Below are 22,045 nucleotides of genomic sequence, written 5' to 3' on the forward strand. Positions count from 1 at the left end.
TACCACACAGAAATCGTGCGCTACGCTGAAACCGCTTGCTACCTCATGACATCAATCGCCACGCTAACCAACTGATTTTCAAGGAGTTTTCGGGTGGCATGTGCCGTCCTGAAACCTCACTCTATGTTCTGCACCTGCTCGCGCATCTGCTCGATGGCCAGCTTGAGTTCGACGGCGATGGCGGTCATGTCGGCAGCCATGGCCTTGGAGCCCAGGGTGTTGGCTTCGCGATTGAGCTCCTGCATCAGGAAATCCAGGCGCTTGCCGGCCGAACCGCCGACTTTCAGGATGCGCTCCACCTCATCGAGGTGGGTGGACAGGCGCGACAGCTCCTCGGCCACGTCAACACGCTGGGCAAACAGCCCGACTTCGAGGCGGATGCGATCGTCGTCGAGGGTGGCTGCGGCGTCCCGCAAGCGGGTGGCGAGCTTTTCCTGATATTCAGCGACCAGCGCCGGAACCCGGGGCTGCACGGTGGCAACCAGCTGGCGCATGTGGGCGATGCGGCCGCGGATCATCTCGGCCAGCTTGTCACCTTCACGCCGCCGGGTGGCGATCAGCTCGTCCAGGGCCACGGCGATGGTTGCCGCGATTTCCGGCTGCATGGCCTCGAAGGTCACGCTGTCGTCGGCCAGGATGCCGGGCCAGCGCAGCACCTCGACAACCGACAGGGGCGCCGCCTGGGGCAGCTCGGCCTGGATGGCGGCCTGGGCAGCCTTCAGTTGCCCCAGCACCATGCCGTTGATGGAAATATCGCGCGCTGCGTTATCCTTGGCCTGCAGGTTGAAACGGCACTCCACCTTGCCCCGCCGCAACTTGGCGGTAATCGCCTCGCGCAACATGGGTTCAGCCTGGCGCAGGTCATCATTGATCCGGAAGGCAAGATCGAGATAGCGGGAATTGACGCTCCGCAGTTCGAGATGCAATGCCACGCGGCCCAGGTCGCGAGTCTGGACGGCGTAGCCCGTCATGCTGTGAATCATCATTTTTTCCCGAGATAGAGCGGCAATCCGCGGCTACACTAGCGAGCCAGATTGCCACCAAAAGACGAAGTGTAGCGCCCCGCCTGATGGCCACTCAACAGAACTGCGCCCTCCCGTCCGGATTTCAGCTCGACCACTACCGGGTCGAGCGGCAGCTGTCGCTGGGTGGCTTTTCCATCGTGTATCTGGCCTACGACCAGGACGGCACCCCCGTCGCCATCAAGGAATACCTGCCCAACTCCCTGGCCCTGCGGGCCGAAGGCGAGGTCACGCCCCACGTCACGGAAGCCCACCAGGGCGCCTTCCGCTACGGCATGAAGTGCTTTTTCGAAGAGGGCCGGGCGCTGGCCAAGCTGGTGCACCCCAACGTGGTGCGGGTGCTCAACTTCTTTCGGGCCAACGGCACGGTGTACATGGTGATGCAGTTCGAGCGAGGTCGAACGCTCCACGACTACGCCTACAAGAACAAGAACAACGTCCGCGAACGCTTCATCCGCGGCGTCTTCACACGCATGCTCAACGGCCTGCGCGAGGTGCACGCCCACAAACTGCTGCACCTGGACATCAAGCCCTCCAACATCTACCTGCGAGCCGACGGCACCCCGGTGCTGCTCGACTTTGGCGCGGCCCGGCAAACCCTGATGTCGGACACCCCTATCCTGAAACCCATGTACACGCCTGGCTTCGCCTCACCGGAACAGTTCAACAACCGGGACGCCCTCGGCCCGTGGAGCGACATCTACAGTGTGGGAGCCAGCATGTACGCCTGCCTGGCCGGCAACTCCCCCCAGCGCTCCGACGAACGCATCAATCACGACAACGTCGTCCCGGCCACCGAACAATGGGCCGGCAAGTATTCCCATCATTTTCTGGCCACCATCGACTGGTGCCTGCAACTTGACCCCCTGAAGCGCCCTCAAAGCTGCTTCGCCCTGCAAAAGGTACTCGCCCAACGCCACCGCGAGGCGCCGCCCGCGCAGAAGACCTGGCTCGAAGGACTGGGCTCCCGACTCAAAACAATGATAGGCCGTACATGAGATTCACCATTTTCCAGGAAAGCCGGGTCGGCAAGCGGCGCACCAACCAGGACCGTGTCGCCTATTCCTACACCCGCGATGCCTTGCTGCTGGTTCTGGCGGACGGCATGGGTGGCCATCTCTACGGCGAGGTCGCCGCGCAGATCTCGGTGCAGTTCATCGCCCAATCCTTCCAGCAGGAGGCCCGCCCCAAGGTCACCGACCCGATCCTGTTCCTGTCGCGGGTGCTCAGTAACGCCCACCACGCCATCCTCGACTACGCCTTCGACAAGCACCTCGCCGACATTCCCCGCACCACCATCGTCGCCTGCCTGGTGCAGGACGGCGTCGCCCACTGGGCCCACGCCGGCGACTCACGTCTCTACCTGATCCGCAAAGGCAAGCTGGCCACCCAGACCCGTGACCACTCGCGGGTCCAGCTGATGCTCGACCAGGGCCTCCTCGACGCCGAAAGCGCCGCCGTGCATCCCGGCCGCAACCGCATCTTCAGCTGTCTGGGGGGCAGCCACCCGCCCCAGATCGAATTCTCCCGCGGCACGCCCCTCATCAACGGTGACGTCATCGCCATCTGCTCGGACGGCGTGTGGGGTCCCCTCGACGCCGACACCCTGGTCCAGACCCTCGCCGACGGCCGCGTGATGGACGGCGTACCCCAGCTCATGAACGAAGCCGAAGCCCTCGGCGGCGCCCAGTGCGACAACATGTCCCTGATCGCCATGACCTGGCACGACGACCACCAGGAAGACACCCCCGACACCGTCTCCACCCGCACCATGCCCGCCGACGCCTTCACCACCCAGATGGAAGGCTTTGGGCGCAACAAGCGCGATCAGGAAGATCTCAGCGAAGACGAGATCGAACGCGCCATCCGTGAAATCAACGCAGCCATCCACAAGTTCAAATGACCGACACCCCCTTCGCCCGCCCCAGTGGCCGCACGCCTGCCCAGCTCCGCCCTGTCCGCATCACCCGCGGTTTCACCCGCCACGCCGAAGGTTCCGTGCTCATCGAGTTCGGTGACACCCGGGTGCTGTGCACCGCCAGCGTCGAGGAGAGCGTGCCTCCCTTCCTGCGCGGCAAGGGCCAGGGCTGGCTGACCGCCGAGTACGGCATGCTGCCCCGCTCCACCCACACCCGCAGCGCCCGCGAGGCCGCCAAGGGCAAGCAGTCCGGCCGTACCCAGGAGATCCAGCGCCTGATCGGCCGCAGCCTGCGCGCCGTGGTGGACATGGCCGCCCTGGGCGAGCGCCAGATCACCATCGACTGCGATGTGCTGCAAGCCGACGGCGGCACCCGCACCGCCTCCATCACCGGCGCCTGCATTGCCGTTCATGAGGCTCTCGACGGCCTGGTCAAGGCCGGCAAGCTGCCCGCCAATCCGATGCGCGACTTTGTTGCGGCAATCTCGGTGGGCATCTACAAGGGCGTCCCCGTCCTTGATCTGGACTACCCGGAAGACTCCGACTGCGAGACCGACATGAACGTGGTGATGACCGGTGCGGGAGGCTTTGTCGAGGTTCAGGGCACCGCCGAAGGCGCCCCCTTCTCCCGCACCGAGCTGAACAGCCTGCTGGAACTGGCTGGTGCCGGCATTGCCGAACTCGTCGTGGAACAGAAGAAGGCTCTCGGCATTCCTGCCTGAGCGCCACGAAAGCGAGGCTCCCCATGAAACAGCTTGTCCTGGCCAGCGGCAACGCCGGCAAACTCAAGGAACTCTCCGCCCTGCTCGCGCCCCTGGGCATCGAAGTGCTGCCCCAGTCGGCCTTTAACGTCAGCGAGGCAGAAGAACCGCATCCGAGCTTTGTCGAGAACGCCATTGCCAAGGCACGCCACGCGGCCCGCTGCACCGGCCTGCCGGCGCTGGCCGACGATTCCGGTCTGTGTGTCGAAGCCCTCGGCGGCGCGCCGGGCGTGATTTCGGCGCGCTTTGCCGGCGAACCCAAATCGGACCAGCGCAACAACGCCCTGCTGCTCGAAAAGCTCGCCGGCCAGGCAGACCGCCGGGCCCGCTTCTACTGTGCACTGGCCCTCCTTCGCCATGCCGACGACCCGCAGCCGCTGATCGCCTGCGGCGAATGGCACGGGGAGATCCTCGACGCCCCCCGCGGCACGGCCGGCTTTGGTTACGACCCGCTCTTCCTCGTCAGCGAGCTCGAGCAGACCGCCGCCGAAATCCCCTCCGAGCTCAAGAACGTGCTGTCCCACCGGGGCAACGCCTTCCGTCAGTTGCTCGACAAGCTGCGCGCCGAACCCGTATGAACCCTGGCGCCAACACAGGCGCCACCAAGCCCCCACCCCGATGTCCGAACCCCGCATCATCCCGATCGCCCCCCGGGCCAGCCTGCCCCCATCCGCGGCAGGCCAGTGGGAATCCCGGCTGACCGCCTCGCCGCCCCTGTCCCTTTACGTCCACTTTCCCTGGTGCGTGAAGAAGTGCCCCTACTGCGACTTCAACTCCCACGGTGTGCGCGACGAGGGCATTCCCGAGGCAGCCTACATCGAAGCCCTGGTCGCCGACCTGGAAGGGGCCCTGCCCCAGGTATGGGGCCGGCGCGTACACAGCATCTTCATCGGTGGCGGCACCCCCAGCCTGATGAGCCCGGACGGGCTGGATGTGCTGCTCACCGCGATACGCATGCGTCTGCCGCTCGATCCGATGGCCGAGATCACCCTTGAAGCCAATCCCGGCACGGTTGACGCCGGCCGCTTCCGGGCCTTCCGCGAGGCCGGCGTCAATCGGTTGTCGGTGGGCATCCAGAGCTTCAACGAAGGGCATCTCCAGGCCCTCGGGCGCATCCACGGCCGCGCCGACGCCATCGCCGCCGCCGAAGCCGCCCTGGCCCACTTCGAGGCCGTCAACCTCGACCTGATGTATGCGCTGCCCGGCCAGAGCCTGGCCGAGGCCGAGGCCGACCTGGACATGGCCATCGCCCTGGCGCCCCCTCACCTCTCCTGCTATCACCTGACCCTGGAGCCGAACACCGCCTTCGCCGCCAACCCGCCAGCCATCCCGGATCCGGACGCCTCTGCCGACATGCAGGATCAGGTGGAAGCACGCCTGGCCGAGGCGGGCTATGGTCACTACGAAACCTCGGCCTTCGCCCGCCCCAACCGGCAATGCCGGCACAACCTCAACTACTGGACTTTCGGCGACTACCTGGGGATAGGCGCTGGCGCCCACGGCAAGCTCTCGTCCCACGAAGGTATCGTGCGCGAAACCCGCCCCAAGCACCCGGCGGCCTACCTGGCCGCGCGGGAGAGCGGCGCCTTCGTCCAGGAAAGGCGCACCATCGGCAGCGCCGAATTGCCCTTCGAATTCATGATGAATGCCCTGCGCCTCAACCAGGGCTTCCCGCGCCACCTGTTTGCCGAACGCACCGGCCTGCCCTTCGAAGCCGCCGAGGCCGGCCTGCTCAAGGCCACCCGCCAGGGATTGGTCGAGAGCGACGGTGAAATCCTCCGCCCCACCAGGCAGGGGCGCCATTTTCTGAACGAACTGCTGATGCTTTTTCTACCCGCCTGAACGCTCAGCGCAGGGCAAACGCCGCCATCCCGGCACCCGCAGAGCGGCGGGACGCAAAGGCCCTGCGGCGCTCCCCGGCGAGCCCTCGCAACAGCAAGCGGTTGAACAGGCCAGGACGCAGATCCAGAAGCACGGCACTGCGCAGCACGCCATTGGCAAACTGGCGCTTGAGCTCCCCATCCCCGGGGCGATAGTCCAGATAGCGGCAGACCTGCTCCGCAAAGAGGCGACGGATCACCTGCAAGTGCAGGATGGTCGCAAGCGCATCACCCCGAAACGCCTCCGCCTCGCCGGCACCGCCATACAGGCAGATATCCCCGGCCACCTGAAGGCGCATCCAGGCGAGCGGCTGCTCCGCGGCAAACAGCACATAACCCCGGGCCTCGGCCGTGGGCCTGCGGCGCTCGGCGGCCCGGTCGGCAGGCCCCCGACGTGCCCCATCAATCTGCCCGACGAGGCGCTGGAACTCCGGAAGCGCATCAACCCCCCGATACTCGCGCAGCTCAAGGGCACCACCGCAGCGTTCGGCCAACCGGGCCTCGTCACGGGCAAACGACTCACGGCTCTTGATGGAATACCGGCTGGCCAGAAAATCCTCGTAGCTCCCGGCCAGCGACAGGTAGTGCCAGGTATCACGCACCAGCACGCAGGTGATCCTGTCGTCGTAAACGGAGTATGTCCGCCACCCCGGGTCGGGAACATGACACAGCACGCGGCCTGCACTGCGCGCCGGCAAGGTCTGCAGCGGCGCGGGTTCCCGCCCCGTCAGCGCATCGACGAGCGAGAGGTCATGGACAGCGAGCGGCAGACGAACGGAAAACAGGCGTTTCCCGAGAACACAGAAAGGCAACGCGAGCAGGCGCTCGGATGAAAGGGAAGACATGATGGGCTTTCGATGAGGTAGGGCCGTCGAATCCAGAGGTGGCCAGGGCGATTCGAGCAAGTTTCAAGCCCAAATGAATATTCTACCCCGAATGGATAATACCGATTCTGTATGGCTGCACCGTGACAGCCTCCCATCGAAAAGCAGCCTCCGGTGCGGGTGCCCCATTGCCTCCCGGCTGCGGCATAATCCGGCCAGTCTTCGCCCCGCCCGCGCCATGCCCCCAACCCCCGCCGTATCCCCCGCAGCCTTGCCCGATCTCACCGCCCTCGGGCAGGTCTTCACCCCTGAGCGCGTCGTGCGGGCCATGCTGCGCCTGCGCCACAATGCAGGTCGCGTGCTTGAGCCATCCTGCGGCGACGGGGCCTTCCTGCAGCACCTGCACCACGCGGTAGGAATCGAGCTGGACCCCCGCAAGTGTCCGCCGGGTGCCCACAACATCGACTTCTTCGCCTACCCGGAAAGCGAGAAGTTCGACACCGTCATCGGCAACCCGCCCTACGTGCGCTACCAGGACATCGCCTCCAGCACCCGATCCCTGCTGCGCCAGGACGGGTTCGACGGGCGGAGTAACCTGTACCTCTTCTTCATCGAGAAATGCGTGCACCACCTGGCCCCGGGCGGCGAGCTGATCTTCATCACCCCACGGGATTTCCTCAAATCCACCAGCGCCCGCCGCCTCAACCGCTGGCTCCACGACCGCGGAACCATCACCCACGCCATCGAGCTGGGCGACGCCCGGGTCTTTGACGACGCCCTGCCCAACTGCCTGATCTGGCGCTACGAGCTCGACAACCTGTCCCACAACACCGCCTGGGCCCAGATCGGTCAAGGTGATGACCTCAGCCACGGGCTGGACCACCCCCACTGGCAATACCGGCACTTTTCCGAATGTGCGGGGCACCTGCTGTTCAGCCGCGGGGAATACAGCCTCAGCCTGGCCGATGTGGCCGCAGTGAAGGTCGGCGCTGTATCGGGGGCCGACCAGATCTATGTCAGCGAGGTTCACGGCAATCGGGATTTCGTCAGCTCCGGCACCATCGGCAGCGGCCAGACCCGCCGCATGATCTGGTGCGGGCCCGGCGAGCCCCCTCCGGCAGCCCTGCTCCCCCACCGGGAACGCCTGCTGGCCCGGCGCATTCGCCCCTTCGACGAAAGCAACTGGTGGCAATGGGGCCGGGGTTATCCGCAAACCGCGGCGCCGCGGGTCTATGTAAACAGCAAGACCCGCCGGCCACAGCCCTTCTTCACCCACCCTTGCCCGAATTTCGACGGCGCCGTACTCGGGGTGTTTCCCCACCGGACAGACGTGGACCTGGACGCTTTCCGGGATGCACTGAACGCCGTGGACTGGGCCGACCTGGGCTTTGTCTGCGATCACCGCTACCTGTTCACCCAGCGCAGCCTGGAGAACGCCCCCTTACCCACCTCCTTTGGGGCATTCCTCCCCCCGGCGGTGTAATGGCGCACCGTCAAGGGGCGTAAACAGCAGATGGTGTAACATCCCGCGAACAATCACAGGCCGCGCAGGTCCACGACGCACTCCCTTCCGTCGTCACCCGACGCAACGCCCACCCGAGAACAGTTCGCGAGGTCCCATGGTTCCCCATCTCACCACCGCGCTCACCGGCCCTTTGCTGGAGCTGGAGCGCCACTTCCTCGACAACGCCTGTGCCATCGAGCGCTGGATGCGCACCCAGTGGCAAGAGCACCTGCCCCCCTTCTACGGCTCCACCGATCTGCGCAACTCCGGCTTCAAGCTGGCCCCGGTCGACCTCAACCTGTTCCCGGGCGGCTTCAACAACCTCAACGACGCCTTCATGCCCCTGTGCGTGCAGGCCGCCCAGGCCGCCATCGAGCGCATCTGCGTCGGCGCCGGCTCCATCCTGCTGATCCCCGAGAACCACACCCGCAACCAGTTCTACCTGCAGAACGTGGCCAAGCTGGTGTCCATCCTGCGCCTCACCGGCCTGGAGGTGCGTCTCGGCAGCCTGCTCCCCGAGATCACTGCCCCCACGGTGGTCGAACTTGCCAACGGCAGCAGCCTGACCCTCGAACCCCTGGAGCGCCACGGCAGCCGCCTCGGCCTGAAGGACTTCAACCCCTGCGCGGTGCTGCTCAACAACGACCTGTCCGCCGGCGTTCCGGACATCCTGCAGAACCTCCACGACCAGTGGGTCATTCCGCCGGTCCATGCCGGCTGGCATTCCCGCCGCAAGTCCAACCACGCCGCCGCCTACGACCGCGTGACCCAGGACTTCGGCAAGGCCATCGGCATCGACCCGTGGCGCATCAACCCCGCCTGGGACACCTGCGGCGGCCTGGACTTCCACGCCCGCGCCGGTGAGCAGGAGCTGGCCGACAAGGTCGCCGCGATGCTCGACAACATCCGCGCCAAGTACAAGGAGTACGAGGTCAGCGACGAGCCCTTCGTGGTGGTCAAGGCCGACGCCGGCACCTATGGCATGGGCGTCATGACGGTCAAGGACGCTGCCGAGCTGATCGGCCTGAACCGCAAGCAACGCAACAAGATGAGCGTGGTGAAGGAAGGCCTGGAGGTCCACGACGTGATCATCCAGGAAGGCGTGCACACCTTCGAGACGGTCAACAACGCCGTGGCCGAGCCGGTGGTCTACATGATGGATCACTACGTGGTCGGCGGTTTCTACCGGGTGCACACCCAGCGCGGCCGCGACGAGAACCTCAACGCTCCGGGCATGCACTTCGAGCCCCTGGCCTTCGAGGCGCCGTGCAGCCTGCCCGACTGCAACCAGGGGCCCGACGCACCGCCCAACCGCTTCTACGCCTATGGCGTGGTGGCCCGCCTGGCCCTGCTCGCCGCCGCCGTCGAAATCGAGGCCACCGAACCGGCAGCCACCCTCGAAGAAGTCGCAGCCTGAGCCCCACCATGAAACTTGCCTTCATCCTCGACCCCCTGGACGCCCTCAAGGCCTACAAGGACTCCAGCATTGCCATGATGCGGGCCGCCGCCCGCCGGGGGCACCAGATCTTCGCCATCCGGCGCGAAGCCCTGGTGTGGGAAGGGGGCGTGGTGTCGGCCCGGGCCCTGGCCCTCACCCTCACCGACGACGACCACGCCTGGTACGTAGCCGGCGAGGAGAGCGTACAGGCCCTCACCGCCTTCGACGCTGTGCTGATGCGCCAGGACCCGCCCTTCGACTTCGAATACGTCACCGCCACCTGGCTGCTCGAACGAGCCGCCCAGGCCGGCGCCCGGGTCTTCAACCACCCGCGCTCGATCCGCGACCATTCCGAAAAGCTCGCCATCACCGAGTTTCCGCAATTCACCCCGGCCACCCGGGTGGCCCGCGCCGCCGCCGACATCAACGCCTTCATCGACGCCCACGGCGACACCATCCTCAAGCCCCTCGACGGCATGGGCGGCAGCCAGATCTTCCGGGTGCGCGCCGACGACCCCAACCGCAACGTCATCATCGAGACCCTCACCCAGGACGAGCGCCGTACCATCATGGCCCAGGCCTACCTGCCGGCCATCAGCGGCGGTGACAAGCGGGTGCTGATCATCGGCGGCAAGGTCATCCCCTACGCCCTCGCCCGCATCCCCATGGCCGGCGAAACCCGCGGCAACCTGGCCGCCGGCGGACGGGGCGTGGCCATGCCCCTGACCGAAGGCGAGCGCGCCATCGCAGAATACCTGGCCCCCATCCTGTGGGCCCGCGGCCTGCTCATCGTCGGGCTCGACGTGATCGGCGACCGCCTCACCGAGATCAACGTCACCAGCCCCACCTGCATGGTCGAGATCACCGCCCAGATGGGCTTCGACGTGCCCGGCGCAGTCATCGACGCCCTCGAGGAGGCCTGCGCCTGAAACACCCCGCGATCGCCTGGCTGCTTGCAGCCTGCCTCGCCCTGCTGCTCACCGGCTGCAAGCGGGAACAGCTCCACCAGCAGGAGTCCTATGTGTTCGGCACCCGGGTGGAGGTGATCACCTGGGGCGCCTCCGAACAGGAGGCCCGCGCCGCCACCGCCGCGGTGCTGCAGGAGTTCGACCGCCTGCACCGGGCCTACCACGCCTGGGAGCCCTCCGAACTCACCGCCCTCAACACCGCCATCGCCGCCGGCACGCCGCAGATCCCGGTGTCCGCCGAGCTGGCCGCCATGCTCACCGACGCCAAGGCCATCGCCACCACCAGCGACGAGCTCTTCAACCCGGCCCTCGGCCAGCTGATCGCCCTGTGGGGCTTCCACACGGACAGCTTCACCCCTGCGCGCCCCGCCGCCGATGCCCTCACCGCGGCCATCGCAGCCCGCCCCCGCATGGCCGACCTGACGATCAGCGGCACCACCGTGAGCAGCCGCAACCGGGCCGTCCAGCTCGACCTGGGCGGCTATGCCAAGGGTTATGCCCTCGACCGGGCGGCCGCCCTCCTCCGGGAAAAAGGCATCCGCAACGCCCTGATCAACATCGGCGGCAACCTCATGGCCCTGGGCAGCAAGGGGGAACACCCCTGGCGGGTCGGCATCCAGCACCCGCGGGAACCGCGCCCCCTAGCCAGCCTGCCCCTGCGCGACGGCGAAGCCATCGGTACCTCCGGCGACTACCAGCGTTTCTTCGAGATCGATGGGGAGCGCTACAGCCATCTTCTCGACCCCCGCAGCGGCATGCCCGCCCGGGGCACCCAGGCCGTCACCATTCTCATCACCCCGCGCCCCCACGCCGGCACCCTTTCCGACGCCGCCAGCAAGCCGGCCTACCTGGCCGGCGAGCGCTGGCGTGAATACACCCGCCGCTTCGGCATCGAGCACGCCCTGCGGGTGGACGACCAGGGCCGGATCGAAGTCACCCGGGCCCTGCGCGACCGCCTCCAGTTCGACGCGGGCATCTCCCCCGCCAGCGTCATCGACTGACGCAACCCCAGCCATTTCCGGGTTTTCCGGCTTGCCGGGGCAGCCCCATCGGATAGAATGCCCCCATGATCGGCATCCTTCTCATCACCCACGGCAGCCTCGGCGAATCGCTGATCCAGTGCGCCTGCCACGTGATGAACCGCCGCCCGCCCCAGATCCTGCAGATGGGCGTTTCCGGCCAGGACGACCCACTCGATGCCCTGCCCTTGGCGCGCCAGCTTGTCGGCCTGGTGGACAGCGGTGACGGCGTGCTGATCCTCACCGACATCCTGGGTGCCACGCCTGCCAACATCGCCGCCAAGCTCCTGGAGCCCGGGCGCATCGAGGGCGTGGCGGGCGCCAATCTGCCCATGTTGCTGCGAACCATCACTTACCGGGAACGCGGCATGGATATGCTGGTCAAGAAAGCAGTCGCCGGCGCCTGTGAAGGCGTCGTGCATATGAAGTAGCAGTAAAGGCACGTACGCAGGCGATCACCGGCAGACATCACAAGAACCGGGCTACGCCACAAGCACATCGAGGAAGACAGGAAGAACAGAACCATGCCGCGTCAGGAAGCAGAAATCATCAACAAGCTGGGCCTCCATGCCCGCGCCTCCGCCAAATTGACCCAGACCGCCAGCGCCTACCAGAGCGAGGTCTGGCTGGAGCGCAACGGCAAGCGAGTCAATGCGAAAAGCATCATGGGTGTCATGATGCTGGCTGCCGCCAAGGGCAGCACCATCACCATCGACACCAGCGGAAACGACGCCGACGAGGCCATGAGTGCCCTGGTCGCCCTGATCGCCGACAAGTTCGGGGAAGGGGAATGACCCGGCCGTCCCGCCCGATGGCGCGGGAGGGCGAGCGATGAGTTTCACCGTACACGGCCTGGCCGTATCCCAGGGCATTGCCATCGGCCATGCCCACCTGGTCTCCCACGCCCTGCTCGAAGTCGCCCACTTCACGATCGCCCCCAAGCACGTGGAGGCGGAAGTCGTGCGCCTGCACAACGCCGTCACCCGGGTAAAGGCCGAGCTGGCCGGCCTCAAGGCCGCCACCGGCGCCGGTGCCGCCCCCTCCGAGGTGGATGCCTTCGTCGGCATGCACATCATGTTCCTCGAAGACCCGATGCTGGTGGATGCGGCCGAACAGCTCATCCGCACCCGGCGGGCCAACGCCGAGTGGGCGCTCGTCCAGCAGATGGAACAGCTGGTCGAGCAGTTCGAGGCCATCGAAGATGCCTACCTGCGCGAGCGTAAGTCCGACGTGGTGCAGGTGGTCGAACGGGTCGTCAAGGTTCTGCTCGGCCACCCCGGCCACCTGCCCCCCAAGCGCAAGGACGGCCTCGGCACCATCGTCGTCGCCCACGACCTATCGCCCACCGACACCATCGGCTTCAAGGATCACGCCGTCGCCGGCTTCATCACCGATGTGGGCGGCCCCACCGGCCACACCGCCATCGTCGCCCGCAGCCTGTCGATCCCGGCCGTGGTCGCCCTGCGCCACATCCGCCATGTGGTGAAGGACGACGAGCTGATCATCATCGACGGCACCCGCGGCGTCGTCATCATCGACCCGGACGAGCGCGTTCTCGAGGAATACCGCCTGCGCAAGGCCGCGGTCGAACTCGAACGCTCCAAGCTCAAGCGCCTCAAGTCCACCCGCGCCGCCACCCTCGACGGTGAGGAGGTGCAGATCCTCGCCAACATCGAGCTCCCCCCCGACGCCGTGCAGGCCAAAGGGGTCGAGGCCGACGGGGTGGGCCTGTTCCGCACCGAGTTCCTGTTCATGAGCCGCGACACCTGGCCGGACGAGGACGAACAGTTCGACGCCTACCGCGCCGTGGTCAAGACCATGGCCGGCAAGCCGGTCACCGTGCGCACCCTCGACGTGGGCGCCGACAAGGAGCTCGAAGGCGCCACCCGCACCGAGGACAACCCGGCCCTGGGCCTGCGGGCGATCCGCTTCTGCCTGGCCGAGCCGAAGATGTTCCTGACCCAGCTGCGCGCCCTGCTGCGGGCCAGCCACTATGGCAAGCTGAAGATCCTGATCCCCATGCTGGCCAGCAGCAACGAGATCGACCAGACCCTGGTCCTCCTCGACAAGGCCAAGGCCCAGCTGCGCGAACGCAAGATCAAGTTCGACGAAGCGGTGCCGGTGGGCGGCATGATCGAAGTCCCCGCCGCGGCCCTGTGCCTGGGCGCCTTCACCCGGCGTCTGCAGTTCCTGTCCATCGGCACCAACGACCTGATCCAATACACCCTTGCCATCGACCGGGGCAACGAGGCCGTGGCCCACCTCTACAACCCGCTGCACCCGGCCGTGCTGCGCCTGATCCACCAGACCATCCAGGCCGGCATCAAGGCCGGCATCCCGGTGTCGGTGTGCGGCGAGATGGCCGGCGACCCGGAGTGTGCCCGCCTGCTCATCGGCATGGGCCTGCGCCAGTTTTCCATGCACCCGGCGCAGGTGCTGGAGGTCAAGCAGGCCATCCTGCGGGCCGACGCCTCCGACCTGACGCCCAAGGTCCAGCGCCTGCTGAAACTGGACGACCCCGACCGGGTGCGCGAAGCGGTGGAAAAACTGTAGGCGCGGGCGCCAGCCGGGTTTGACTTGCCACCAAGCCTCGCGCTAATCTTTGGGCTCAGCGCCGATTTGAACCCTTCAGCTTGCGGGCGCTTTACAAGTACGGCTAAAGCGACGGCAGCCCAGTCCGCGACCGTTCGCCGGCTGGGCTTTTCGTTTTCGGGACGAAACTGAGATGAAAGAACAACACTCCGTCGGAATCGTGGTGCCGCAGACGGCCCACTTCAGTGATCCGCTGCCCCTCAAGAGCGGTGGCGTGCTGCCCCAGTATGACCTGGTCTACGAGACCTACGGCACCCTCAACGCCGCACGCAGCAACGCGGTGCTGGTGTGCCATGCCCTTTCCGGATCCCACCACGTGGCCGGCAAACACGCCGAAAGCGGCGCCGAAGGCTGGTGGGACAACCTGGTCGGCCCCGGCAAACCTCTCGACACCCGGCGCTTCTTCGTCATCGGGGTCAATAACCTGGGTGGCTGTTATGGCAGCTCCGGGCCCAACTGCATCAACCCGGCCACCGGCAAGCCCTGGGGTGCCGACTTTCCCTTCGTCACCGTCGAAGACTGGGTCGATGCCCAGGCCCGGCTGGCCGACCGGCTCGGCATCGAGCGCTTTGCCGCCGTGGTGGGCGGCAGCCTCGGCGGCATGCAGGCCCTGTCGTGGACGCTGCAATACCCCGACCGGGTCGCCCACGCCCTGGTGATCGCCTCCGCCCCCAAGCTCACGGCCCAGAACATCGCCTTCAACGAGGTGGCCCGCCAGGCCATCCTGAAAGACCCCGAGTTCCACGGCGGCCACTACTACGAGCACGGCGTGGTGCCCACCCGCGGCCTCGCCCTGGCACGCATGATCGGCCACATCACCTACCTGTCCGATGACGCCATGGGCCAGAAATTCGGCCGCGCCCTGCGCCACGACAAGCCGGTGTTCAGCTACGACGTGGAGTTCGAGATCGAGTCCTACCTGCGCTACCAGGGCGACAAGTTTGCCGGCTTCTTCGACGCCAACACCTATCTGCTCACCACCAAGGCCCTCGACTACTACGACCCGGCCTTCGCCTACAACGGCGATCTGGTGGCCGCCCTCGGCCGGGCCAAGGCGGACTACCTTGTCGTTTCATTCAGCACCGACTGGCGCTTTGCCCCGTCGCGCAGCCGGGAGATCGTCTACGCCCTGATGCACAGCGACCGCCGGGTCAGCTACACGGAGATCGACTGCCCCGCCGGCCACGACTCCTTCCTTCTCGACGACCCCCAGTATCACGGCGTCCTGCGGGCCTATATCGACAACATCCGGCTGTAAGGGGCGTGCCATGAGCTTCCAGCGTTACGACTACGACGTGATCGCCAACTGGATCGAACCGGGCGAGCGCATCCTCGACCTCGGCTGCGGTGACGGCAGCCTGCTGCGTTATCTCGGCGAAGTCCGCCAGGTGCGCGGCTATGGCGTCGAGAAAGACCCCGAGCGGGTTCTTGCCTGTGCCCGCAACGGCATCAATGTGATCCAGATCGACATGGAAGAAGGCCTTGCCGGCTTCGACGACGGCTTCTTCGACCACGTCATCATGAGCCTGTCCCTGCAGGCCATGCACAACACCCAGGGCATCCTGAAGGAGATGCTGCGCGTCGGCCGCGAGGCCGTGGTGAGCTTCCCCAACTTTGCCTACTGGCGCCACCGCCAGGCCATCCTGAATGGCCACATGCCGGTGTCCAAGAACCTGCCGCATCAGTGGTACAACACGCCCAACATCCGCTTCTTCACCATTGCCGACTTCGACGATCTTTGCGCCCAGGAAGGCATCGCCATTCGTGAGCGGCTGGCCTTTGACGAAGACAAGGTGATCACCGACGAGCCCAACTTCCTGGCCAGCGTCGCCCTGTACCGCCTCGGCCGGAGCGACACGCCGACGGGCTGACGGCCGCGGGGGGATTGCCCTATCATCTCCGCCGAAACATCCACTTTCCGGAGAGTGTCATGAGTACCCCCCAAGCCGGCATCCTGTTGCCCCTGCCGCCCCTCGCCCGCTACCTCGCCTTCAATCTCGAGCCCGGCACCGATGTGGCCGCCGGCCTCGCCGCCCTGCAGGGCGTGGTGGATGGCGAACGCACCGTCGCCGGCATCGGTATGGCCCCCCTTGGCGCCCTCGGCCGCAAGGTCGCCGGCCTCAAGCCCTTCCCTCCCCTGTCCGGCCCCGGCGTCGACATCCCCTCCACCCCCTTCGCCCTGTGGCTGTGGCTGCGCGGCGACGACCGCGGCGAGCTCCTGCATCGGGCGCGGCACATCGAAACGGCACTGGCCCCCGCCTTCACCCTGGCAGACTCCTGGGACGCCTTCAAGCATGACGGCGGGCGCGATCTGAGTGGCTACGAGGACGGCACCGAGAACCCCGAAGGCGACGAGGCCACGGCCGCCGCCATCGCCGCCGACGGCTCCAGCTTTGTCGCCGTCCAGCGCTGGGCCCACAACTTCAGCCACCTCGAGGCCATGCAGCCCGAGGAGCGCGACCACTGCATCGGCCGCCGCCGTAGCGACAACGAAGAGCTCGACGACGCCCCCGAGTCCGCCCACGTCAAACGCACCGCCCAGGAGAGCTTCACCCCCGAAGCCTTCCTCGTCCGCCGCTCCATGCCCTGGGCCGAGGGCCGCGACGCCGGCCTGATGTTCGTCGCCTTCGGCCACAGCGTCGACGCCTTCCAGGCCCAGATGCGACGCATGCTGGGCCTGGAGGACGGCATTGTGGATGCGCTGTTCCGCTTCACCCGGCCGGTATCAGGCGCGTATTTCTGGTGCCCGCCGATGGTGAGCGGAAAGCTGGCGCTGCCCCTCTAGCCCATGCCAGACGTCAATTGACCACACTGCCCGATACCAGCCCTCGCCCCAGCCAACCCGAATGGCATGTATGGTTCGACGGTTCGGCCTGCCCCAACCCCGGCCGGATCGGGCTGGGAGTGGTTCTTTTGAGCCCGGATGGCCAGCAGCAGACGTTCTCGGGGGTAGCAGGGCAGGATGGCTGCAACAACGAAGCTGAATTGCTGGCCCTCGGCAAGGCGCTCGATCTGGCCCGCGAATCAGGCGCCCATCGTGTCCTGGTCCGGGGCGACAGTGATTTCGTGGTGCGCCACGTCAGCGGGCTGGACCGCACGAACATCACCCGGCTGCAGGAGCTCATCCTCCGCACCCGGTGCCTGATGCGCGGATTTGCAGAATGCCGCGTGCTCTGGATTCCCCGCCATCGCAACCGGGACGCCGATCGCCTGTCCCGGGCGGCCCTCGGCCTGCCCGAAAAACCGAGCCTACACCCCGGTCTGCTGCGGCGCCGGCGCTGACGCCTCCTCAAGCAGCCGCGCCGCAATCAGCCCGTTGACCAGCCCGAACAGCGTTGCCGCCAGGGCGAATATCGGGATCAGGTAGAACACCCCGTCATGGGGTACCAGCCAGGCCCGCGCCACCAGCAGTTGCCCGCCGATGTGGGCGAAGGCGGCGATTACGCTCTGGCTGACCGGCCCGAAGGCCCGCCCCGGCAGGTGCATGGCGAGGCCCAGCACCGCCAGGCTGGCGAGGCTGCCGGCGAGGCTCAGGAAGAAACCCGGGGCCAGGAACTGCCCGAGGAGCAGGCTGCTGACGAGGACCCGCAGCAGCGCCACCCAGACGGCTTCGCGCCAGCCCCAGCGGGCCAGCACCACCAGGATGATGATGTTGGCGAGGCCGGGCTTGACCCCGGGCAGGGGCAGCGGGATCGCCGCCTCGGCCACCGTGAGGACGATGGCCGCCGCCGCATGGCGGGCCACCCGGTGGTCCTCGGCGGTGGGCGTGAGGACGATCTCAGTAGTTGATCGAGTCATAGTCGGCATTGCGGCCGGACAGGGCCAGGCTGACCTGGTTGGGTGCGCAGATGGCCACCGCACCGGCGCTGCTCAGCCAGCCCTGACGCACGCAGTACTGGCGCGGCCCGGGGTCGGCGGCGACCCGGGCGCGGCCGGGCTGGATTTCGATGCGGGTGGCACCGAGGGGGCCGGGCACATCGAGGATGCGGGCGGTGTTCAGATCCACCTCGGCAAACACCCGGCCGCCGGCCTTGATGATCGCCTTGTCGGGGCGCCCGCCTTGCCACAGGCTCAGCGCCGACGCCCCGCAAACCACCAGTGCAGTAGCCAGCACCAGTACGTCTCCCCATTTCAGATGGGCGGCCCAGGCCGCCAGCCAGCCTCGCAGGGCGGGCCCGGGGATCATTTCAGGGAGCGGTGCCGGACGTGGACGCGGGCGGTTTCGCGGAAGTGCTCGGCAAGCTTCTCGGCCACGTACACCGAGCGATGCTGGCCGCCGGTACAGCCGATGCCGATGGTCAGATAACTGCGGTTGTCATTGACATAGGCCGGCAGCCAGGACGCCACGAAACCGTAGATGTCCTCGACCATCTGCCCCACCTCGGGCAGCTTGGCGAGAAAGTCGATGACCGGGCCGTCCTTGCCGGTGAGGGGGCGCAGCACGGGGTCATAGTGGGGATTGGGCAGGCAGCGCACGTCGAACACCAGGTCGGCGTCCAGCGGAATGCCATGCTTGAAGCCGAAGGACTCGAACAGCACCGTGATCTGGCTGCCCGCCTCCAGGTCCATGAAGCCCTTCACCCAGTTGCGCAGGGTGTTGGCGGACATGTCGCTGGTGTCGATCCGCTGCCCCAGCTCGGCAATCAGGGCCAGCGCCTCCCGCTCCCGGGCGATGGCCTCGCCGAGGGTGCTGCATTCGTCCCCCAGGGGGTGCTTGCGCCGGGTTTCGGAGAAACGTGCGATCAAGGTGTCGTCGCGGGCATCGAGAAACAGGATGCGCAGGTCACTGACCATGCCGCGCAAGGCCTCGACCTGCCGGGGAAGGGCCGCGATGCTGGCACCGGAGCGCACGTCCACAGCAACGGCGATACGCTGATAGCCGGCGCCGCGCAGATGGGAGACGAGTTGCGGCAGCAGGGCCGAGGGCAGATTGTCGACCACGTAGTGGCCACAATCCTCCATGACATTGAGGGCGACGCTCTTTCCGGAACCGGACAGACCGCTGATCAGAACGAGTTGCATGACATTACCTGTTGAGAGGAAGGCGGCTGATCTGCATGCCAGCCTGCCATCGGGAAGTGACAAATTGTCACCTTCCTTCGAAACAGCATAAACAACTTCCTCAAACCTAGCAGCCTCGTTTCCCCTGGAAATCAGCACTTTTGTTAATTTATGTCACAACCAACCGATACCCCCTGCGCCTTGCCACGCCGGCGCGCTCCAACTCACCCACCAGCCAGGTCGCCAGTGCATCGGGGCTCAGGCCCAGGAAGCGGCGGTTGGCCTCCCGATAGAGGTGCACTTCGTCCAGGTAGGCCGGCAGGGCATCCAGATCGATGCTCCGCTGCTCCAGCAACATGAAGGTGATGCACGCACGGATGGCATTGCGGGCCATCCGTGCACCGTCCTGCTCGAAGGCCTGCAGGCGCGAGAAGGCGGCACGCAGGGCGTCGTCCACCTCGACGAAGGGCGCGCCATGACCGGGGATCACCACATCGACCGACAGCCGTGCGATGGCTTCGAGGGTTTCCCGCACGGCGGCAATGCCACCGCCCGCACCGATCACCTCGGCAAACAGGATGCCGAAGCCGTCCCGCCACAGGGCATCACCGGAGATCAGCAGGCGGGCGTCGGGGGCGTGGAAGACCAGGGCATCCATGTCGTGCCCGGGTGCCGGCAGGGCCTGCCACTCGAGCCCGCCCATGACCAGGCCTTCGCCGGGCGCCAGGGTGAAATCAGCCTGGAAGGGCTCGCCCTGCTGGGCGGCAATGCTCAGCAGCAGGGCTTCCTCGTCCCAGCGCGCCACGGCACCGGCCATACCCTCGGGTACGCCGATCCGGCAATCGAAGGCGCGCTGCACGGCCGCGTTGCAGCCGATGTGATCGGAATGGGAGTGGGTGTTGATGAGCCGGGCGAGCTGGCGTCCGGCAAGGGCCTCGCCCACCAGGGCCACGGTCTGGGCCGCGTGGCTCACGTAGCCGCTGTCCACCAGGGTGGCTTCGGGCCCGTCGAACAGCAGCACATTGTTGGCCGACAGCCAGCCCCGCTCGATGACCTGGATGCCGGGCGGCAGGCCCACGGCCCCATGCGCGCTCATGCCTTCCGCCTCAATCCGAGGACTCGACCTGCTCGCCGGGCAGGGGCTGGATACGATCCACGCCCGCGTCGACATCGTCACTGCCTGCCGAATCCGTCTCACCAAAGATGACCTCGGCACTGCGGCCACAGCCGATGCAGTAGCCGTCCTCAATCTCGCAGATGCCGATGCAGGGGTTGTCGTCACTCATCGCCCGCCCCTCAATCGCGCACGCATTCGTCGTGCAGGTTCGCTTCGAGCGGATCGGCAGCGGCGCGGCGTGAGGCCACCTCACCCAGGATGGCCTGCTTGCGGGCGTCGCTGGCGCGGCTCCATTCGGTGATTTCCGGGATGCTGCGATAGCAGCCTTCACAGTAGCCGCTGCTCGGATGCATGCGGCAGACGTTGATGCACGGGGACGGAATGCTCATGGGGACTCTTGGGGAAAACATGCCCGCCGCTACGTGGCGACGGGTCGTAAATGGAAATACCTTGATCTGTTTATCGCAGACCCCGGCCCCTATGGCAAGGGCCGGGCCGCGCGAGGGGCAAACAGCCGGCGTACGAAACGCCACAGGACCACGATCAGCAGCACCGCGAACACGCAGAACACCGCGAGGGCTGCCAGGAACAACAGCGGCTGATGGATCAGCGTCCATACGCCGCCGGCAAACAGCACGTCTTCACCCAGGGAGGCGACGACGTTACTGACCGGCTCCGGGGAGGTGTTGATGGCGGCCCGGGCACCGGCCTTGGCCAGGTGCGTGCCGGCAGCCAGGGTCCCGCCAAGCAGGCCCATGGCGAGCTGCAGGGCGCCACCCTGGTCGCCCATCACGGCCGCCGCGAGCGCCGCCCCGGCCGGGATGCGGATGAAGGTATGCACCGCATCCCAGATGGAGTCCAGCCAGGGCAGCTTGTCGGCAAAGAACTCCACTAGCAGGAGCAGGCCCGACACGCCGAGGACCAGGGGATGGGCGAGCAGGCCCAGGCCACCCGGCAACTGCACGCCGGCAAAACGCTCGAGGGCGCCGAGCACGAACACCAGGGCATACAGGCGCAGGCCGCTGGCCCACCCCAGCCCCGCCGCCAGCGCGGCCAGGGACGCCAGATCCACCGGCACATTGCGCCAGTCGAGGAGCGGCTTGACGCCCTCGGCCAGAGCCTGCAGGTCGGGGCTGGCAAGATCCATGGGCTCAGGCCTTCAGGTGGCGGGCATGGTGGGCCAGGTGGTCCGCCATGAAGGTGGAGATGAAGTAGTAGCCGTGGTCGTAGCCCTCATGACGACGCAGGGTGAGGGGCTGACCGTCGGCACACACCTGCTCGAAGCGGTCGGGATTGAGCTGGGTGGGCAGAAACTGGTCGGCCATGCCCTGATCGATCAGGATGGGCGGGCAGCGCCGGCCGTCCTCCACCAGGGTGCTGGCGTCGTGCTCGCGCCACACCTGGCGGTCCGCCCCCAGGTAGCCGCCAAAAGCCTTTTCACCCCAGGGGCACAGGCTGGGTGCGGCAATCGGTGCAAAGGCTGAGACCGACCTGTACAGATCCGGATGGCGCAGGGCCAGGGTCAGGGCACCGTGGCCTCCCATGGAGTGGCCGAAGATGCCACAGCGGCCCAGATCGGCCGGAAAGCGGCTCGCCACCAGCCGGCGCAACTCGCCGGTGATGTAGCTTTCCATACGCCAGTGGCGGGCCCAGGGCTCGCACACCGCGTCCAGGTAGAAGCCGGCGCCCACGCCGAAATCCCAGCTCTCGGCCTCGCCCGGCACATTGGCACCGCGGGGGCTGGTGTCGGGCGCGACCAGCATCAGGCCCAGCTCGGCCGCCAGGCGCTGGGCGCCGGCCTTGATGGGAAAGGTCTCCTCGGTACAGGTCAGCCCGGCCAGGTAAAACAACACCGGCATCGGGCCGTCGGCCGCCTGGGGCGGCACGAACACGGCGAAGCGCATCGGGAGCCCGATCTCCCGGGACTCATGACGGTAGAAGCCCTGCCGGCCGCCGAAGCAGCCGTGCTCGGACATCACCTCGATCGAGGTATCACCCATC

The 22,045-nt window shown here is 66.9% G+C and carries 26 protein-coding genes; 16 read left to right on the plus strand and 10 right to left on the minus strand.

All coding sequences use genetic code 11. The features are described 5' to 3' along the window. Positions 1 to 116 precede the first annotated feature (116 nt). Positions 117 to 983 (minus strand): YicC/YloC family endoribonuclease, encoded by an 867-nt coding sequence (locus L6Q67_RS05195; protein ID WP_296566318.1) that lies wholly within the window; start codon positions 981 to 983, stop codon positions 117 to 119. Between the two features lie 86 nt (positions 984 to 1,069). Here L6Q67_RS05195 and L6Q67_RS05200 point away from each other — a divergent pair, with 86 nt between their 5' ends. From L6Q67_RS05200 to hemW, 5 genes are read left to right on the plus strand one after another with little or no spacing between them, the layout of a single operon-like run. Next, positions 1,070 to 2,020 (plus strand): serine/threonine-protein kinase, encoded by a 951-nt coding sequence (locus L6Q67_RS05200; RefSeq protein ID WP_296566321.1) that lies wholly within the window; start codon positions 1,070 to 1,072, stop codon positions 2,018 to 2,020. Beyond that, positions 2,017 to 2,925 carry a PP2C family serine/threonine-protein phosphatase gene (locus tag L6Q67_RS05205; RefSeq protein WP_296566326.1) on the plus strand — a complete coding sequence of 303 codons (909 nt, stop codon included), beginning with the start codon at positions 2,017 to 2,019 and terminating at the stop codon, positions 2,923 to 2,925. Before L6Q67_RS05200 ends, L6Q67_RS05205 begins: the two co-directional genes overlap by 4 nt. Continuing rightward, positions 2,922 to 3,662: a ribonuclease PH gene (gene rph, locus L6Q67_RS05210; protein ID WP_296566329.1), complete on the plus strand. Its 741-nt coding sequence runs from the start codon at positions 2,922 to 2,924 to the stop codon at positions 3,660 to 3,662. Before L6Q67_RS05205 ends, rph begins: the two co-directional genes overlap by 4 nt. Positions 3,663 to 3,685: 23 nt before the next feature. Then, a complete protein-coding gene (gene rdgB, locus L6Q67_RS05215) occupies positions 3,686 to 4,279 on the plus strand; it encodes an RdgB/HAM1 family non-canonical purine NTP pyrophosphatase (RefSeq protein ID WP_296566331.1) in 594 nt (197 codons plus the stop codon). Positions 4,280 to 4,319: 40 nt separating this feature from the next. Next, on the plus strand, positions 4,320 to 5,543 hold the full coding sequence (gene hemW / locus L6Q67_RS05220; protein ID WP_296566333.1) for a radical SAM family heme chaperone HemW: 1,224 nt from the start codon (positions 4,320 to 4,322) through the stop codon (positions 5,541 to 5,543). 4 nt (positions 5,544 to 5,547) lie between these two features. Here the strand turns inward: hemW and L6Q67_RS05225 are convergent, their stop codons facing one another. Further along, entirely contained in the window at positions 5,548 to 6,426 is an 879-nt protein-coding gene (locus L6Q67_RS05225; protein ID WP_296566347.1) for a hypothetical protein, read from the minus strand. A 217-nt stretch (positions 6,427 to 6,643) separates the two neighbouring features. On the opposite strand from L6Q67_RS05225, the gene L6Q67_RS05230 reads away from it, so the two are divergent. The 11 genes from L6Q67_RS05230 to L6Q67_RS05280 all read left to right on the plus strand — a co-directional run bounded on the left by L6Q67_RS05230 (position 6,644) and on the right by L6Q67_RS05280 (position 17,208). Beyond that, positions 6,644 to 7,888: a class I SAM-dependent methyltransferase gene (locus L6Q67_RS05230; RefSeq protein ID WP_296566352.1), complete on the plus strand. Its 1,245-nt coding sequence runs from the start codon at positions 6,644 to 6,646 to the stop codon at positions 7,886 to 7,888. A 136-nt stretch (positions 7,889 to 8,024) separates the two neighbouring features. Next, complete coding sequence (gene gshA / locus L6Q67_RS05235; protein ID WP_296566355.1) at positions 8,025 to 9,326, plus strand: glutamate--cysteine ligase; 1,302 nt, start codon at positions 8,025 to 8,027, stop codon at positions 9,324 to 9,326. Continuing rightward, positions 9,323 to 10,276: a glutathione synthase gene (gene gshB, locus L6Q67_RS05240; RefSeq protein WP_296566976.1), complete on the plus strand. Its 954-nt coding sequence runs from the start codon at positions 9,323 to 9,325 to the stop codon at positions 10,274 to 10,276. The genes gshA and gshB overlap by 4 nt, the downstream gene beginning before the upstream one ends. Next, positions 10,273 to 11,316: an FAD:protein FMN transferase gene (locus L6Q67_RS05245; protein ID WP_367171629.1), complete on the plus strand. Its 1,044-nt coding sequence runs from the start codon at positions 10,273 to 10,275 to the stop codon at positions 11,314 to 11,316. The genes gshB and L6Q67_RS05245 overlap by 4 nt, the downstream gene beginning before the upstream one ends. A 65-nt stretch (positions 11,317 to 11,381) precedes the next feature. Next, on the plus strand, positions 11,382 to 11,765 hold the full coding sequence (locus L6Q67_RS05250) for a PTS fructose transporter subunit IIA (protein ID WP_296566358.1): 384 nt from the start codon (positions 11,382 to 11,384) through the stop codon (positions 11,763 to 11,765). Between the two features lie 93 nt (positions 11,766 to 11,858). Continuing rightward, entirely contained in the window at positions 11,859 to 12,128 is a 270-nt protein-coding gene (locus tag L6Q67_RS05255; RefSeq protein ID WP_296566361.1) for an HPr family phosphocarrier protein, read from the plus strand. Positions 12,129 to 12,165: 37 nt separating this feature from the next. Next, on the plus strand, positions 12,166 to 13,887 hold the full coding sequence (gene ptsP / locus L6Q67_RS05260; protein WP_296566364.1) for a phosphoenolpyruvate--protein phosphotransferase: 1,722 nt from the start codon (positions 12,166 to 12,168) through the stop codon (positions 13,885 to 13,887). 172 nt (positions 13,888 to 14,059) lie between these two features. Next, positions 14,060 to 15,184, plus strand: a complete 1,125-nt coding sequence (locus tag L6Q67_RS05265) for a homoserine O-acetyltransferase (RefSeq protein WP_296566368.1) — start codon at positions 14,060 to 14,062, stop codon at positions 15,182 to 15,184. Positions 15,185 to 15,194: 10 nt separating this feature from the next. Next, complete coding sequence (metW, locus tag L6Q67_RS05270; protein WP_296566371.1) at positions 15,195 to 15,797, plus strand: methionine biosynthesis protein MetW; 603 nt, start codon at positions 15,195 to 15,197, stop codon at positions 15,795 to 15,797. 59 nt (positions 15,798 to 15,856) lie between these two features. Next, positions 15,857 to 16,711 carry a Dyp-type peroxidase gene (locus L6Q67_RS05275; RefSeq protein WP_296566375.1) on the plus strand — a complete coding sequence of 285 codons (855 nt, stop codon included), beginning with the start codon at positions 15,857 to 15,859 and terminating at the stop codon, positions 16,709 to 16,711. Between the two features lie 17 nt (positions 16,712 to 16,728). Then, a complete protein-coding gene (locus tag L6Q67_RS05280) occupies positions 16,729 to 17,208 on the plus strand; it encodes a ribonuclease HI family protein (protein WP_296566378.1) in 480 nt (159 codons plus the stop codon). On the opposite strand, the gene L6Q67_RS05285 is transcribed toward L6Q67_RS05280, so the two are convergent. From L6Q67_RS05285 to fghA, 8 genes are all read right to left on the minus strand, one after another. Further along, a complete protein-coding gene (locus tag L6Q67_RS05285; RefSeq protein ID WP_296566381.1) occupies positions 17,176 to 17,724 on the minus strand; it encodes a Gx transporter family protein in 549 nt (182 codons plus the stop codon). The two genes, L6Q67_RS05280 and L6Q67_RS05285, sit on opposite strands and share 33 nt — an antisense overlap. Further along, on the minus strand, positions 17,705 to 18,112 hold the full coding sequence (locus L6Q67_RS05290) for a NusG domain II-containing protein (RefSeq protein WP_296566385.1): 408 nt from the start codon (positions 18,110 to 18,112) through the stop codon (positions 17,705 to 17,707). Before L6Q67_RS05290 ends, L6Q67_RS05285 begins: the two co-directional genes overlap by 20 nt. Next, complete coding sequence (rapZ, locus tag L6Q67_RS05295) at positions 18,109 to 18,948, minus strand: RNase adapter RapZ (protein ID WP_296566387.1); 840 nt, start codon at positions 18,946 to 18,948, stop codon at positions 18,109 to 18,111. Before rapZ ends, L6Q67_RS05290 begins: the two co-directional genes overlap by 4 nt. A gap of 148 nt (positions 18,949 to 19,096) precedes the next feature. Next, a complete protein-coding gene (locus L6Q67_RS05300; protein ID WP_296566389.1) occupies positions 19,097 to 20,023 on the minus strand; it encodes an MBL fold metallo-hydrolase in 927 nt (308 codons plus the stop codon). 10 nt (positions 20,024 to 20,033) lie between these two features. Next, on the minus strand, positions 20,034 to 20,213 hold the full coding sequence (locus L6Q67_RS05305; protein ID WP_296566391.1) for a DUF1289 domain-containing protein: 180 nt from the start codon (positions 20,211 to 20,213) through the stop codon (positions 20,034 to 20,036). 10 nt (positions 20,214 to 20,223) lie between these two features. Further along, positions 20,224 to 20,433 (minus strand): DUF1289 domain-containing protein, encoded by a 210-nt coding sequence (locus L6Q67_RS05310; RefSeq protein WP_296566393.1) that lies wholly within the window; start codon positions 20,431 to 20,433, stop codon positions 20,224 to 20,226. An 89-nt stretch (positions 20,434 to 20,522) separates the two neighbouring features. After that, positions 20,523 to 21,191, minus strand: coding sequence for a DUF4126 domain-containing protein (locus tag L6Q67_RS05315; protein ID WP_296566395.1), 669 nt, complete (start codon positions 21,189 to 21,191; stop codon positions 20,523 to 20,525). A gap of 4 nt (positions 21,192 to 21,195) precedes the next feature. Further along, on the minus strand, positions 21,196 to 22,044 hold the full coding sequence (gene fghA, locus L6Q67_RS05320) for an S-formylglutathione hydrolase (RefSeq protein ID WP_296566397.1): 849 nt from the start codon (positions 22,042 to 22,044) through the stop codon (positions 21,196 to 21,198). Between the last annotated feature and the right edge of the window lies 1 nt (position 22,045).

This window comes from Zoogloea sp. (genome assembly GCF_023150065.1).
Taxonomy (GTDB): Bacteria; Pseudomonadota; Gammaproteobacteria; order Burkholderiales; family Rhodocyclaceae; genus Zoogloea.

What these genes read in the sequence shown, in the direction of transcription:
- L6Q67_RS05195 (WP_296566318.1), bottom strand. Translation starts at nt 983, where the DNA reads ATGATTCACAGCATGACGGGCTACGCCGTCCAGACTCGCGACCTGGGC.
- L6Q67_RS05200 (WP_296566321.1), top strand. Translation starts at nt 1,070, where the DNA reads ATGGCCACTCAACAGAACTGCGCCCTCCCGTCCGGATTTCAGCTCGAC.
- L6Q67_RS05205 (WP_296566326.1), top strand. Translation starts at nt 2,017, where the DNA reads ATGAGATTCACCATTTTCCAGGAAAGCCGGGTCGGCAAGCGGCGCACC.
- rph (WP_296566329.1), top strand. Translation starts at nt 2,922, where the DNA reads ATGACCGACACCCCCTTCGCCCGCCCCAGTGGCCGCACGCCTGCCCAG.
- rdgB (WP_296566331.1), top strand. Translation starts at nt 3,686, where the DNA reads ATGAAACAGCTTGTCCTGGCCAGCGGCAACGCCGGCAAACTCAAGGAA.
- hemW (WP_296566333.1), top strand. Translation starts at nt 4,320, where the DNA reads ATGTCCGAACCCCGCATCATCCCGATCGCCCCCCGGGCCAGCCTGCCC.
- L6Q67_RS05225 (WP_296566347.1), bottom strand. Translation starts at nt 6,426, where the DNA reads ATGTCTTCCCTTTCATCCGAGCGCCTGCTCGCGTTGCCTTTCTGTGTT.
- L6Q67_RS05230 (WP_296566352.1), top strand. Translation starts at nt 6,644, where the DNA reads ATGCCCCCAACCCCCGCCGTATCCCCCGCAGCCTTGCCCGATCTCACC.
- gshA (WP_296566355.1), top strand. Translation starts at nt 8,025, where the DNA reads ATGGTTCCCCATCTCACCACCGCGCTCACCGGCCCTTTGCTGGAGCTG.
- L6Q67_RS05250 (WP_296566358.1), top strand. Translation starts at nt 11,382, where the DNA reads ATGATCGGCATCCTTCTCATCACCCACGGCAGCCTCGGCGAATCGCTG.
- L6Q67_RS05255 (WP_296566361.1), top strand. Translation starts at nt 11,859, where the DNA reads ATGCCGCGTCAGGAAGCAGAAATCATCAACAAGCTGGGCCTCCATGCC.
- ptsP (WP_296566364.1), top strand. Translation starts at nt 12,166, where the DNA reads ATGAGTTTCACCGTACACGGCCTGGCCGTATCCCAGGGCATTGCCATC.
- L6Q67_RS05265 (WP_296566368.1), top strand. Translation starts at nt 14,060, where the DNA reads ATGAAAGAACAACACTCCGTCGGAATCGTGGTGCCGCAGACGGCCCAC.
- metW (WP_296566371.1), top strand. Translation starts at nt 15,195, where the DNA reads ATGAGCTTCCAGCGTTACGACTACGACGTGATCGCCAACTGGATCGAA.
- L6Q67_RS05275 (WP_296566375.1), top strand. Translation starts at nt 15,857, where the DNA reads ATGAGTACCCCCCAAGCCGGCATCCTGTTGCCCCTGCCGCCCCTCGCC.
- L6Q67_RS05285 (WP_296566381.1), bottom strand. Translation starts at nt 17,724, where the DNA reads ATGACTCGATCAACTACTGAGATCGTCCTCACGCCCACCGCCGAGGAC.
- L6Q67_RS05290 (WP_296566385.1), bottom strand. Translation starts at nt 18,112, where the DNA reads ATGATCCCCGGGCCCGCCCTGCGAGGCTGGCTGGCGGCCTGGGCCGCC.
- rapZ (WP_296566387.1), bottom strand. Translation starts at nt 18,948, where the DNA reads ATGCAACTCGTTCTGATCAGCGGTCTGTCCGGTTCCGGAAAGAGCGTC.
- L6Q67_RS05300 (WP_296566389.1), bottom strand. Translation starts at nt 20,023, where the DNA reads ATGAGCGCGCATGGGGCCGTGGGCCTGCCGCCCGGCATCCAGGTCATC.
- L6Q67_RS05305 (WP_296566391.1), bottom strand. Translation starts at nt 20,213, where the DNA reads ATGAGTGACGACAACCCCTGCATCGGCATCTGCGAGATTGAGGACGGC.
- L6Q67_RS05310 (WP_296566393.1), bottom strand. Translation starts at nt 20,433, where the DNA reads ATGAGCATTCCGTCCCCGTGCATCAACGTCTGCCGCATGCATCCGAGC.
- L6Q67_RS05315 (WP_296566395.1), bottom strand. Translation starts at nt 21,191, where the DNA reads ATGGATCTTGCCAGCCCCGACCTGCAGGCTCTGGCCGAGGGCGTCAAG.
- fghA (WP_296566397.1), bottom strand. Translation starts at nt 22,044, where the DNA reads ATGGGTGATACCTCGATCGAGGTGATGTCCGAGCACGGCTGCTTCGGC.